Source organism: Herbiconiux sp. 11R-BC (assembly GCF_049472555.1).
Lineage (GTDB): Bacteria > Actinomycetota > Actinomycetes > Actinomycetales > Microbacteriaceae > Herbiconiux.
The window spans coordinates 126989-140329 of sequence record NZ_JBCEBO010000001.1 but is presented as its reverse complement, the minus strand read 5'-3'; the positions used below and the strand labels follow the sequence as shown (position 1 = coordinate 140329).

The window sequence follows — 13341 nt, the reverse complement described above, 5'->3', positions numbered from 1 at the left end:
ATTGATGTCGAAACACAGCACACGCGCGACGGCGGGGGTCACCGCTTTCGTGCTCGCAGCGGTATCGCTGACCGCCTGCTCTGCAGGCGGGGGCACCGCGGCGGAGACTGCCGACCCCACCGCGCCGGTGACCATCGTGGTCGGTAATATGCCGACCAAGGACCAGGCCTCCAACCTCGAGCTGTTCAACAATCAGGTCGAGGCGTTCGAGGCCGCGCATCCCAACATCACGGTCCAGGGTGTCGAGACGAAGTTCGACCCGTCCACCTTCTCCGCGCTGGTGGCGGGCGGCTCGATGCCGACGACGATGATCGTGCCGTACACCAACATCCAGCAGCTCATCGCGAACGGCCAGGTGAAGGACATCAGCGAGGCGATCGCCGCCGATGACGTGCTCGCCCAGCTCGACCCCGACATCCAGGCCCAGACGAAGAACGCCGACGGCGCGTCGTTCGGCGTCGTGACCGCGGCGTACACGATGGCGCTCATCTACGATCGTTCGCTCTACGCCCGTGCCGGCCTCGACCCGGACGCACCGCCCACCACCTGGGACGCCGTCGCCAAGAACGCCAAGGCGATCGCCGATGCCACCGACGCCGCCGGCTTCGTGCTCCCCACCACGAACGGCTCGGGAGGATGGTCACTGTCGGCCATGTCGTACTCTTTCGGCAGTGAGCTGCAGGAGACCAAGGGCGACACGGTCACCGCCACCGTCGACTCGTCCGGCGTCACCGACGCACTCCAGTTCCTGCAGAACGTGCGGTGGAAAATGGATGCCGCGGGAAGCAATTTCCTGCTGAGCGCCGATGACATGCGTACCGCGCTCGCGTCGGGCCAGATCGGCCAAACCGTGCTCGGGGCGGACCTCTACCGCGACGTGGTGGGCAACCGCAAGATGCCGGCCGATGATCTGGGCATCGCGCCCCTGCCGCAGGCCGCTGATGGCCTCGGAACGCTCGGCGGCGGCGACATCTCGGTGATCAGCCCCACGGCGACAGCGAACGAGACGGCTGCGGCCCTGCAGTGGGACAAGTTCCGTTACCTTAACCGCTTCCTCGACAAGGATGCGGCCGTGCAGTATGCCGAGAAGTCGAAGGCCGGCGGGCTTCCGGTCGGGGCTCCGGAAGTGCAGCTCTTCACCCCGGCCGTCTACGACCAGTACCTGGAGTGGATCGCCCCGTACATCACGGTCGATCGGGATCACTTCACGGCCTACTTCGACAGCCTGAGCCAGTTACCGATCCTCGGCGAGCCGAGGGTCGCCGCGCAGGAGACCTATTCCACGCTCGACGCCGTGGTGCAGCAGGTCTTCACCGACGAGAGCACGGACATACCGGGCGTCGTCACCGGCGCCCAGACGACGGTGCAGGGGCTCATCGACTCGGCGCAGTGACGGCCGATCGACGCCCGGGCGTGAGGGAGGGCGATCCTCCCTCACGCCCGTCGACACGAACGAGGGACCATGGACGAGGGACAATGACCAACCGACCGACGACAGCGACGCGGCGACGCCGCGGACCTGCACACGCGCTCGTGCGCTGGTACCGCGGCGGGGGAGCAGGCAACCTGCTGTTCACGCTTCCCCTGCTGGTGATCTTCGCCCTCTTCAGCTGGTGGCCGATCTCCCGGAGTCTCGTGCTGAGCTTCCAGCACACGAACCTGGTGACTCCGGCCACGTGGGTCGGCTTCGACAACTTCGCGCGTGTGTTCGCCGATCCGCTGCTGCCGACCGCAGCATGGAACACACTCTGGTTCACCATTCTGGCGGTGCTGATCGGCTTCCCCGTGCCGATCCTGCTGGCTGTGTTCATCGGCGAGCTGCGCCGCACCAGAGGCCTCGCGAGCGTGCTCGTCTACATCCCGGTGATCATCCCACCCGTCGTGGCTGTGCTGCTCTGGAAGCAGATTTTCGATCCGAGTCCGAACGGTCTGCTCAACACCGTTCTGGGCTGGGTCGGAATCGGGCCGTTGCCCTGGCTGCAGAGCGCCGCGATGGCGATGCCGAGCATCGTCGTGCAGGCCACCTGGGCCGGCTTCGGAACGACTACCATCATCTACCTCGCGGCTCTCATGTCGGCACCCCCTGAACTGTACGAAGCGGCCGAACTCGACGGCGCCGGTATCGCGAAGCGCGCCTGGCACATCACCCTTCCGCATTTGCGCACCGTGATCCTGCTGATGCTCATCCTGCAGGTGATCGGCACTTTCCAAGTGTTCACAGAGCCTTTCGTGATGACCGGCGGAGGCCCGAACAACAGCACGCTCACTGTGCTGATGCTGATCTTCCGCTACGCCTTCGTCATCGGCGACTACGGCAAGGCCACGGCGCTGAGTCTGCTGCTCGCTCTGCTGCTCTCCATGCTGTCGGCGGTGTACCTGTGGGCGACGAGGAAATGGAACCGCACATGACGATCCCGAAGAACCCCGTTGAGGGCACGGATCCCGACATCGACCGCGGGATTATCTCGCCCAGCGAACGCAGCCGCCCGTCCGTGCGTCTCGGGCTCCTGGTGCTCAGCATCGTCGTGATCGGAACGCTCGCGCTGGTGGCGGCGGGCCCGATCCTGTGGCTGGCCAAGTCTGCGGTCTCGACAACGCAGGACATCCTGCGTGAGCCGTTCGCCTGGTGGCCGAGCGGCATCCAATGGGACAACCTCGTGCAGGCCTGGAACGGGATCGACGTGGGCAGGGCTCTCGCCAACACGGTGCTGATCGCCCTGGGCAATTGGTTCTTCGGCCTGCTCGTGGCGCTCACGGGCGGATACGCCCTCGCGATCCTCCGGCCGCGCTATGCGCGGGTCCTCACGGCGATGGTACTCGCGACCCTGTTCATTCCGAGCATCGTCTCGCTCGTCTCGCTCTACCTGACAGTGATCGACGTGCCGCTGATCCACGCCAACCTGATCGACACGTTCTGGTCGGTCTGGCTGCCCTCCGCTGCGACGGCGTTCAACGTGCTGCTGGTGAAAAACTTCTTCGAGGGCCTGCCGAAGGAGGTCTTCGAGGCGGCGCGGGTCGACGGGGCGAACGCCCTCGACGTGTTCTGGCGCATCGTGCTGCCGATGTCGAAACCGATCATTGGAGTGGTCTCGCTCCTCACCCTGGTCTCGGCATGGAAGGAGTTCCTCTGGCCGCTGCTGGTGTTGCCGTCAGCTGGCGTGCAGCCGCTGTCGGTGGTGCTGTACAAGGCGGCCAACACGGCCGAGACCGCGGTGCTGATCGCGGGGATGTTCATCTCCGTGATCATCCCCTTGCTGCTCTTCCTCGTGTTCCAGAAGCAGTTCCTGCGCAGTGCCGGCCAGGCCGGCGCGATCAAGGGCTGACGGGTGCTCCGCATCGCACCGGCGCGCGGGCCGGACCAGGCTCCGGCGTCGAAACCCGGCGTCGGCCTGCTGTCGACGCATTCATTCTCCTACGCCGTGGGGGTGGGCGAGGAGGTCATCGGCAGCCTCTGGCGGGCGCCCGTGGAGGTGCCCGGGGTGACGGATGCGCTGATCGTGCCCGGCACGAGTATTTCGTACGCCGTGTTCCCGGCCTTCCGCGCCGGCGCGGCGGCGGGGGAGGGATTCGAGGCCACGGCGGTCGCCATCGACCTCGAGTTCGACGACGGAAGCTGGCTGAGCGGGCACCCCGTCGAGGACGAGGCAGGCTACGGTCCGTCGGCCGCGCAGCGCTTCGACTCGCGCAGTGTGACTCCGGACCAGTGGAATCGTCGTACCTTCCCGCTCGACGCGGTGGCCGGGCGGCGGGTGGCGGGTGTCTGGGTGGTCGCCGAGGCCGTCGGCGCCGCACCGTATTCGGTGCACGGCTGGATCAGCGACATCGCGATCGAGGCCGTTCGGCCACAGGCGGACCGACTCACCGACCTGGTCGACACCCGCCGCGGATCGCACTCCTCCGGTGAGGCCTCGCGCGGTAACACGGTTCCGGCCGTCGCCCGGCCGCACGGCTTCAATCTGGGCATCCCGGTGACGGATGCCGCGAGCTTCGAGTGGCAGTATCAATACCATGCCGGCAACGGGCCCGACAACCGCCCTGCTCTGCAGGCGCTGGCCGTGTCCCACACCCCGAGCCCGTGGATCGGCGACCGCGGAATGGTCCAGCTGATGCCTATGGCCGACGTCTCCCTCTCCGATGCAACGGGGCCGCGGCGTGCCCGCCCGTTCCGGCACGCGGACGAGACGGCCCGGGCACACTACTATGCAGTGGAGCTGGGTGACGGTGTCGCCGCCGAGATGACCGCGACCGATCACGTGGTGATCATGCGCTTGACTCTGCCCCGTGGGGGTGGAGTTCTGCTCGACCAGCCCGATGACCGCGGCTCCCTGGTCTTCGACGCTGCGGATCGGCTGGCCCCGGTCACCGGCTACACGGACTCGAAGACCGACCGTGTGCCCTCCAACTCCTCCCGGATGTACTTCGCGATCGCCTTCGATCAGCCGCTCGCGGCCGTGCGCCGAGCCGCGGTCGCCGAGCGTCCTCGGGTCTCGGCAATGCTCGAGTTCGAGTTCGAGAGCGCGAGCAACGAGGTAGTTGCGCGCATCGCCACCTCGTTCATCGGCGTCGATCAGGCTCTGGCGGCGCTCGGCCAGGAAGCGCCGGCCTCGGCCGGATTCGATGACCTGGTCGACGACGCCCGGGAGTGCTGGCAGGACCAGTTGTCGGTGCTCACCATCGACGGCGGCAGCGAGGCGCAGCGGATCGACTTCGTCTCGAGCCTGTATCGTCTGTTCCTCTACCCCAGTCATGCCGGTGAGAACATCGGAACGGCGCACGAGCCCCGGTGGGCGTATGCCGACGTGGCCGGCTCCGCGCCGAGAGCCCACGGCGAACGGCACACGGGTTGTGAGGTACGACCGGGCCGCTCGTTCGTGAACAACGGATTCTGGGACACCTATCGCACGGCGTGGCCGGCATACTTCCTCCTCGAACCGGATCGGGCATCCGTCATGCTGGACGGCTTCGTGGAACATTTCCGCGCGGCGGGCTGGATCGAGCGCTGGTCGGCACCGGGAGCCACCGACTGCATGGTCGGCACGAGCAGCGACATCGTGATCGCGGATGCCGTTGCGTCGGGAGTCGAGCTCGCCGATTGGGAGGCCGCCTACGACTCGGCGCTGCGCAATGCCACGACGGTGAGCGATCGCACTGAGGTGGGACGCGCCGCGAACCACCGTGCGGTGTTCTGCGGCTACGTCTCGACGGCGGTGCACGAGGGACTCTCCTGGTCGCTGGAGAGCGCACTGAACGACTTCGGCATCTCCCGACTGTCGGCAGCGCTTCTGGAGCGGCTGCCCGGCGGGCATGCTCGCCGCGTGGAGATCGCCGCGAACGAGAGGTACTTCGGCAACCGTGCGCGCAACTACCGGCGGCTGTTCCAGCCCGAGTCGGGATTCTTCGTGGGCCGGGATGACGACGGATCGGCGCGCGTCGAGGCGGGCGGGTACGACCCGGCTGTCTGGGGCGGTGACTACACGGAGACGAACGGGTGGGGGATGGCCTTCTCGGTGCCGCACGACGGCGCCGGACTCTCGGATCTGCATGGCGGTCGTGCGGGGCTCGAGGCGAAACTCGACGAATTCTTCGCCACTCCTGAGTCGGGAGCTGCCGCGATCGCCGGATCGTACGGCCGGGTGATCCACGAGATGACGGAGGCTCGTGATGTGCGGCTCGGCATGCTCGGTCTGTCCAACCAGCCCGCGCACCACATCCCGTTCCTGTACGCGTTCACGGATGCTCCGCACAAGACACAGGCGATCGTGCGCGAGTGCATACGACGGTTGTTCCTTGGCTCCGACATCGGGCAGGGCTATCCGGGCGACGAGGACAACGGCGAGATGTCGGCGTGGTACCTCTTCGCGAGCATCGGCCTGTACCCTCTGACGCCGGCTTCGGGCGAGTACCTGATCACCGCCCCCGCGGTGGAGCGCTCGGTCATCCGTCTTCCCGACGGACGGCAGACCTCGATCCTGGCTCGAGGCCTCAGCCCCTCGGCGACGTTCATCCGGAGCGTCACTGTCGACGGGCAGCCCTGGGAGAAGGCTTCGATTCCGGTCGCGCTGGTTCGCACGGGCGTGGAGATTGTCATCGACCTCGTCTCGACGCCGGTCTCGCGAGCTGTCGAGCCGCACGACGCGCCGTTCTCGCACAGCCTCTCCGCCAGTCTTCCCCCGCTTCTGCTCGACCGCACAGCCCGCGTCGAGGATTCGCCGTTCGACGACGACTCCAGCACCGGGGTGGTGCTGGAGCCGGGTGAGAGCATCGAGCACGAATTCCCCGTTCCCGCGGTGCTGGACCTCTACACCGTGACTCTCGGCGATCCGGTGAGCTGTGCATCCTGGGTGATCGAGGCCGCTGATGCCGACGGAGTGTGGCGGGTGGTCGACGAGAGGCTCGATCAGCGATTCCGCTGGCCGCAGCAGACCCGAGCCTTCGAGGCCGCCGCGGAGGGCGCGTTCGCGCGGGTGCGCCTGACGGTGGCGGGCAGTGAAGCTCTCGACCTGCGCCAGCTCGAGTTCCTCGGCTGAGAGTATTCCCTCAGCCGAGGAACTCGAGCTGGGCGACGTCACCCGGCCAGGATCACTGGGCGGTACATCGACGGGTCCTTCGTGGCGCCGATCCCTGATCCCCATTCCAGGTAGCCGGTGCGCCCCGTGCCATCGCTGTCGTTGACGATGAACGAGTAGTCGACGACGCTCGCCGCTTCGGGGAGGCCGATCACCGATTTCGGAAGCGTCACCGCGTAGGTGGTCGTGTGCGCCGTGTCGTCGCGGGTGATCGTGGCGGACGCCGTTCCGATCGTGCCGGTGACGCCCGCGAAACCGTAGACCACCGTATTGCCGCTCGTGAGCAAACCGGCACCGATCTCGAAGCGCTGCGCCGCGGTGGCTCCGGGCGCCGCGAATGCGAATTGCACGGAGTCCTTCGTCCAGATGTCGGCGGCCGTGGCGCTCGGGGTCTGTACGTCGTCGGTGACCACCGCGTGGACGACTACAGAGATTCCCTGGTCGGCCACCCACATGCTCCCCGACAGGTCTTCGGGCGTGGCATTCCCGTCGCCAGCAAGGCTGAGCGCGCGGCCGTCCTCACGCAGGTCCGCGGACGGGGCATCGGGCGTGCCCTCGGCGAAGGCGGGGGCGAGAGCCGTCGTGCCGGTGATCGAGCGGGTGATGCCGTCGGCGAAGACGACCGTGACCGACTCGTCGAGATCGCTCCACTCCGGCAGGCCCGCCACGTCGATGGGGAACGAGAGGGCTTGGCCCGGTGGCACGGTGGTCGGCACGGTCGTGTCGAGCGCGGCTGTGCCGAGCTCCGCGCTCACCGCTGTGGCCGTCAGCGTGGTGTTCGTGCTCCGATTTGTCACCACCACATCGGCACCCAGACCGGCGATGTCGTCCTTGGGTACGATCGCCAGGCTCACCTTGTTGTCGACGACAGACACGGTGTGCGAGAACTCGGCGACGGTGCTGCCGCCCGCCTGCGCCTGCACCACCACGCTTTGCGGGCCCGCTGCGGCCGCTGCCGCTATCTGAAGGGTCGCGGTCGTGACGGTGCCCGAGACGGATGGCACGAGGATGCTGCGCGATCCGTCGGGCGTCGCGAACCTGACAGTCGTCGGGACGGCGTGCTCGATGCCCGAGCAGTCGACGGAGACGGCCACGTCGATCGTTTCGCCGGCCGGGGCCGCTGCGGGGAACGCCGCCGTATATTCGTCGCCGCTCGTGACACAAGACGTCGGAATCGGTGTTCCGGGCGTCTCTCCACCGGGGTCGACCCCAGGACTCGTGACTGCCGTGACCGGGCCGGCGAGATAGACTGCCTTCTCGCCGAGCGTGAGAGGGAGCACCCCGCCCACCGGAGTGACCGTCGTCGTCGCGCCCCACTGATCGGTGATCGTCACCGGACCGTCGGCGGCGATGTCGACGGTCACGGGAGTGGTCGACCACAGCACGCGCTTCGTGACGCCCGCCGGGTTCTCGAACACACCCGAATAGGCGCCCTCAGCGAGTGTCTCCATCCCCCTCGGCGCGAAGTGCGCCAGCTGGCGGGTGAGGGTGGCGTAGGTGACAAACACGGGTTTGGGTGCGGCCACCGTCAGTCCTTCGTTCATGTTGCGGAGCATCCCGTACCGGCACTCCTTGTCGCTGGAACTGACGCATGCGTCCACGAAGCCGTACCAGAACTCACGATCGAGACCGGTCTGCAGATTGAGCACCATGTCGCGCGCGAGATAGTCGGCCTGCTGTTGCTCGGTGACGCCCGCGCTCGATGTGTTGTATCCCGTTTCGGTGAGCCAGATCGGTGCGTCCTGGCCATCGGAGTACTGCTTGATCAGCGCCTGGAGCTGAGTGAGCAACGGCGCCGTCACTCCTTCTGGGGCGAGATTGCGTGCGTACTTGTGCACGCTCACAGCGTCGAGGTACTGCAGGCCGCCGATCTCGAAGAACCGCTTCAGCCAGTCGAGGTCGATGCCGGCCAAAGCCGGTCCGGCCACTTTCGCGCCAGGAACCTGGTCGTGCACCGCTTCGGACACCGCTTTCAGGATCTCGAGGTAGCAGTCGGCCGTGAGGCCGCAGGCTCCGTCATTGAAGCCGGTGCTGTCGAACTCGTTGTACACCTCGTAGTCGGCCGCGGTTCCGAACTGGCCGGCCACGTAGCGCCCATAGTTCGCGAAGCCGGCGATACCGGCCGGGGTACTGGGGGTGTGTCCGCCGTCGTAGAACGGATTGCGATAGTCGAGGATGATCAGCGGTCGCATGCCCGCGGCGACGATCGCGTCGAACTTGTCCCGGAAGAACTGCGGCATCGTGTACTGCCCCTGCGTCGGTTCCACGCGGGCCCAGGAGACGTCGAAGCGCACGTAGGCCGGTCCGAGCTGGTCGATCGTGCTCATCTGGTCTGCAGTGAGGAATGCGGCGGAGTATGACAGGCCGAAGCGGCTGTCGGAGCCCTGGGCGCTGTCGTCCTGTGGGGGCAGCACGGCGAAGGAGGTCGTGCGGGTCAGAGGCGTCGAGCCGTTGGTCGTGAGCTGCAGGCCGTAGTACCCCTCGGCGAAGGACGACAGATTCAACGTCGCTGTTCCGCCGCTGACCGCCAGAGTGCCCGATCCCGCGGCTGCCCCAGAGGCATCCGTGGCGGTCCAGGCGATCGCCGAACGATTGCTGGTCAACGCGATCGACCGGCTGGGCGCCGTGAACACGAGCGATGGCGTAGTGATTCCCAGAGTGGGCGTGGATGGTGGCGGTGACGTGCTGAAGGCCTCGAAGCCGGGGTTCGACAGCAAGTTCGTCGTGGACCCGGGCGCGGTGATGCTGAGATCGTCGAGCCAGACGGTGCCTACGTTCTGCAGGAGGAAGCGGTAGTCGAGCGTCGACTGCGAGGAGGTGGTGGTGTAGGTCCACGTCACTTGGGTCCAATCGTACGTGCCCGACGGGAACGAGCGTCGGGTCGCCCAGTCGGGGCTGAGCACGACCTGAGCCGTCGAGGATGAGGCCACGGCGGCACCCCTGACCCAGACGGCGAAGACATACGCAGTCGAAGGCTGCACGGGGATCGATTGAACGATGCCGCCGTAGGCGTTGTTTGCTTGCGGGGTGGTGCTCACGATCTTCGCGGCCGTGGAACCAGAGTGATGGATGCTCGCATCGGCGGTGACGGTGACGTCCGTGCCACCCGTGGCGAACTGCGACCACGAGGTGAGGGTGTTCGATTGGTCGACGCCCGCGGACACCGCGGTCGCCCCGGCCAGCGTCAGAAGTGCCGCCGCGATGAGCGCGGCGAGGACCATGCTCGCTCGTGACCTGACACACGCGAGAGTTGTGGGGAAGCGATGGTTGGCCTGGTGCATGAGTCCTCCTCGACTCTTTATCCGTAGTCTGGATTAAACAGTTCCCCAGCGAGTGTGTCAAGGGGCGGCGAAGCCGCGAGAGCCGAGTGGTTGCCCCGACGTCCCGGCGCGGTATCGTCGAACCGTGATCATCCGGGCCGGGGCATCCGACGAGCGCGACGCCTGCGTCGCCGTCTGGCTCGAGGCACTCCGCGCGCGCGACGAGCAGGACCAAGGGCCCGAGGTCGCCACGCGAGCCCACGCGAAGTTCGATCGGCCCCTCGTGCGGTTCGCGGTGGCGGTGGCGGGCGCTCGCGACGACCCGACGGCGTTCGCCCTCACCGAGGGCGCCGGCATCCGCTCCGGGGAACGCATCGCGATGCTCGAGCTGCTCGCCGTCGCTCCGAGCGACGCCGGGCGCGGTGTGGGGCGCGCCCTCGTCGTCGACGCCATCGACGCGGCGGCCCGACTGGGCTGCTCCACCCTCGAACTGCAGGTTCGAGCCGGCAACAGCAGGGCGGAGAAGCTCTACTCCTCGCTCGGGTTCACCCCGCAGGGAGAACCCGCACCGCACCCACTCGGCGGGCCGCCGATGGTCGCCTACGCGCGGCCTCTGTCCCCGATCTCCGCGTAGCCTGCGGTTCTCAGGCGGCCGGCGGCGCGAAGATCTCCGGATGCCGCGCCAGCTCGAGCCGGGTGCGCCGGATGTGGCTCAGCAGCAGGCGTTCGGCGTCGTCGCCGTCGCGCCGCCGGATCGCGTCGACGAGCAGGTGGTGCTCCATGTGCGTCACCGCCGAGCCGCCGATGCCCACCAGCCGGCTGAAGGCCCGCCGGTAGTGCTGAGTGGTGTTCCAGAGCTTCGCGATCATGCCCGAGACCAGGGTCGAATCCGCGGTGCTGTAGCTCAGCAGGTGGAATTGGCGGTCGAGACGGATGAACGTCTCCACGTCGTTGTTGAGTTCCATCGACGTGGCCAGGGAGTCGAGCTCGGCCACGATCTCGTCGGTCATGCCCGGCAGGCTCATGCGCAACAGCAGCGGCTCGAGCCGCTCGCGCACCTGGTAGACCTCCGAGCACTCCTGCTGGCTGAGGCTCGCCACCCACGCGCCCGAGTTGGAGACGAGCGTGACCAGCCCGTCGGCCTGGAGCACCCGCAGCGCCTCGCGCACCGGGATGCGGCTCGTGCCGTACTCCTCCGCCACGATCTCCTGGCGGATGCGCTGTCCGGGCGCGAGATCGCCGTGCAGGATCGACTCGCGCAGGGTCGCGGCGATGCGGTGGCTCGCCACGGCATCCTTCGGTGTGCTCGCGCTGGGCATCGTCCTCCCCGATCTGGTCTCAGCCGACGGTACTCCCATCAGCCCGCTGAGCCCGCCACCAACAGCGCGATGTTCGCGGGCCCGGCGGTGAGTGCGCCGCTCTCGATGCGCCGCGCGAGTGCGGTCACGAGCTGGTTGTTCGGTGCCGTTCCGCCCAGACGGTCCTGTGCGGCGGCGACCAGGCCGTTGAGTTCGTCGACCTCCGAGCGCCGGTGCTTGCGCCAGTCCTGCAGCACGGTGGTCATCGTGTCTGGGAGCGTGTAGCGGTCGAGCACGATCTCGAGCAGCTCTTCGGCGAAACGGTCGGGCGAGACCTCCGCGTCGGCCCGCATGCCGAAGATCGGGATGGTGCGGTTGCCGAGCGCGACCGCCGTGCGCACCGCCTCCTTGCCGGTCTCGACCATGAACGCGCGCATGCCCGGCACCTTCTCGGCCTCGGCGAGGGGGAGGTCGAGGATGGCTGAGGGCACCAGCTCGGCGGCGTTGACGACGAGCTTCATCCACTTCGACGAGCGGATGTCGGCCGAGATCTCCACCGTGCCCGCGTGCCCGAGCACCTCGGCCACCTCCGGCTCGCGGCCCTCGGTCGACGGATGGAAGCTGCCGATCGCGAACCAGGCCGGGGCCTGCTGGTTCACCACACCCGGCTCGAACATGTTCGCGGCCACCTCGATCACCGCGCCGAGGGTGCGCTCCGCGCCCAGCACCTCGGCCATGTCGTCGAGGGTCATCCCGTTCTGCAACCCGATCGCGAGGCCGGTGGGCTTGAGGAGCGGCTTGATCAGCTCGCACGCCCAACGCGTGTCGTAGGCCTTGACCACGACGAACACGAGATCGAACGGCTCGCGCAGCTCGGCCACCTCGCAGAGGTGCAGCACCCTGACGGGGGTGACGACGGTTCCCTCCGGCGTGTGGACGGTGACCCCGCTGCGGCGCATCGCCTCGACGTGCGCCGGCCACTGCTCGATGAAGGTCACGTCCAGGCCGGCCCGGGTGAGATCGGCGCCGATCGCCGCTCCGTTGGCGCCGGTGCCCAGAACCGCGATCCGGGGGCCGCCTCGCGAGCCCGCATCCTCGGCGCCGGTCATGAGGCGGCCGCCGGGATCGGGGTCGGCTGGAAGGCCAGCAGTCGCCAGCTCTCACCCTGCCGCACCCAGACCGAGATGGTGCTGCCGTTCAGCTCGACGGGGTTGCCGGCGATGCGCACGCTCGCCGTCATGGTGCCCACCACCACGGCGGTGTCGCCGCTCAGCAGGATGTCGGCGATCGGGTGGTCGATGCGCGAGTAGTCGAGCACGCCGGCGCGCAGCTTCTCGAGCAGGCTCGACCTGGTCTCGCGGGCGGCGCTGGAGTGGCCGTAGCCCAGCCGGTCGTGCAGCAGAGGCGCGAGGGCGTCGGCGTCTCCGGCCAGCATCGCCTCGAACCTCAGGTTCTCGAGGGCGGTGACGGCGGCGGCGTCCTGCGCGGCGCTGTCACGCACGGCGCTGTCGTGGGCCGGCGTGTCGCGGGTCGCGTGGTCGTGGGTCACGGGGTCTCCTCATTCTCCGGGGCGGGCCGGATGCCAGAGCAGCACCTCGGCGTCCTTCTCGTAGGCCTTGCCGCCGGGGTAGCTCACCAGCTCGAGCTGCATGCCCCAGGGGCTCAGGAAGTACACCCAGCGCTGACCCTCCGAGGCCCGCGACGAGCGGGTCGGCTCGCCGAGAACCCGGATGCCGCGGCTCGTCAGGTAGGCGATCGCGGCGTCCAGGTCGTCGACGTAGAACGCGAGGTGATGGCCGCCGATGTCGCTGTTGCGTGGCTGCTCGCGCTGCCCGTCCTGCGGCAGGTACTCGAAGATCTCGAAGTTGGGGCCGAAGCGGCAGCGGTAGAAGCGCAGCTCGCGCACGACGCTCGCGCGATCGACGTTGAGATGCACCGCCATCCAGTCGTCGTCATGAGCCATCGGGCCGAGGGAGTACACGTAGTCGCAGCCGATCACGTCGACGAAGAAGGCGTGCGCCTCGTCGAGGTCCGGCACGGTGAAACCGATGTGGTCGGTGCCGCGCAGCCCGGGGATCCCATTCGTCATGGCATGACTCCGATCGTCGTTGATGTATCCAATATGACGCGATTGCGGGAATATGTCTACGTTCAAAAGGAAAAAATGCTTGCAATGGATCCATTCGGCAATTACTGTGCTCAATAGCCGGTTGCCGC

10 protein-coding genes are annotated in these 13341 nt (G+C 67.8%); 5 read left to right on the top strand and 5 right to left on the bottom strand.

All coding sequences use genetic code 11. The features are described 5' to 3' along the window. Window positions 1–4: 4 nt before the first annotated feature. From VD659_RS00645 to VD659_RS00630, 4 genes are all read left to right on the top strand, one after another. Window positions 5–1393 (top strand): ABC transporter substrate-binding protein, encoded by a 1389-nt coding sequence (locus VD659_RS00645; protein ID WP_423259171.1) that lies wholly within the window; start codon window positions 5–7, stop codon window positions 1391–1393. A gap of 83 nt (window positions 1394–1476) precedes the next feature. Next, the gene (locus tag VD659_RS00640; protein ID WP_423259170.1) at window positions 1477–2409 is read left to right on the top strand and encodes a carbohydrate ABC transporter permease; all 933 of its coding nucleotides are present in this window, start codon (window positions 1477–1479) and stop codon (window positions 2407–2409) included. Continuing rightward, a complete protein-coding gene (locus VD659_RS00635) occupies window positions 2406–3323 on the top strand; it encodes a carbohydrate ABC transporter permease (protein ID WP_423259169.1) in 918 nt (305 codons plus the stop codon). The genes VD659_RS00640 and VD659_RS00635 overlap by 4 nt, the downstream gene beginning before the upstream one ends. A 3-nt stretch (window positions 3324–3326) precedes the next feature. Beyond that, the gene (locus tag VD659_RS00630) at window positions 3327–6527 is read left to right on the top strand and encodes a GH92 family glycosyl hydrolase (protein WP_423259168.1); all 3201 of its coding nucleotides are present in this window, start codon (window positions 3327–3329) and stop codon (window positions 6525–6527) included. 38 nt (window positions 6528–6565) lie between these two features. Here the strand turns inward: VD659_RS00630 and VD659_RS00625 are convergent, their stop codons facing one another. Next, on the bottom strand, window positions 6566–9787 hold the full coding sequence (locus VD659_RS00625) for a glycosyl hydrolase (RefSeq protein ID WP_423259167.1): 3222 nt from the start codon (window positions 9785–9787) through the stop codon (window positions 6566–6568). Between the two features lie 184 nt (window positions 9788–9971). Here VD659_RS00625 and VD659_RS00620 point away from each other — a divergent pair, with 184 nt between their 5' ends. Next, window positions 9972–10460 carry a GNAT family N-acetyltransferase gene (locus VD659_RS00620; protein WP_423259166.1) on the top strand — a complete coding sequence of 163 codons (489 nt, stop codon included), beginning with the start codon at window positions 9972–9974 and terminating at the stop codon, window positions 10458–10460. 10 nt (window positions 10461–10470) lie between these two features. Here the strand turns inward: VD659_RS00620 and VD659_RS00615 are convergent, their stop codons facing one another. From VD659_RS00615 to VD659_RS00600, 4 genes are read right to left on the bottom strand one after another with little or no spacing between them, the layout of a single operon-like run. Continuing rightward, a complete protein-coding gene (locus tag VD659_RS00615; protein ID WP_137836717.1) occupies window positions 10471–11145 on the bottom strand; it encodes a GntR family transcriptional regulator in 675 nt (224 codons plus the stop codon). Between the two features lie 38 nt (window positions 11146–11183). Then, window positions 11184–12233 (bottom strand): ketopantoate reductase family protein, encoded by a 1050-nt coding sequence (locus tag VD659_RS00610; RefSeq protein WP_423259165.1) that lies wholly within the window; start codon window positions 12231–12233, stop codon window positions 11184–11186. Then, entirely contained in the window at window positions 12230–12673 is a 444-nt protein-coding gene (locus VD659_RS00605; RefSeq protein WP_423259164.1) for a nuclear transport factor 2 family protein, read from the bottom strand. The genes VD659_RS00610 and VD659_RS00605 overlap by 4 nt, the downstream gene beginning before the upstream one ends. A 9-nt stretch (window positions 12674–12682) precedes the next feature. Further along, window positions 12683–13213 carry a VOC family protein gene (locus VD659_RS00600; RefSeq protein WP_423259163.1) on the bottom strand — a complete coding sequence of 177 codons (531 nt, stop codon included), beginning with the start codon at window positions 13211–13213 and terminating at the stop codon, window positions 12683–12685. Between the last annotated feature and the right edge of the window lie 128 nt (window positions 13214–13341).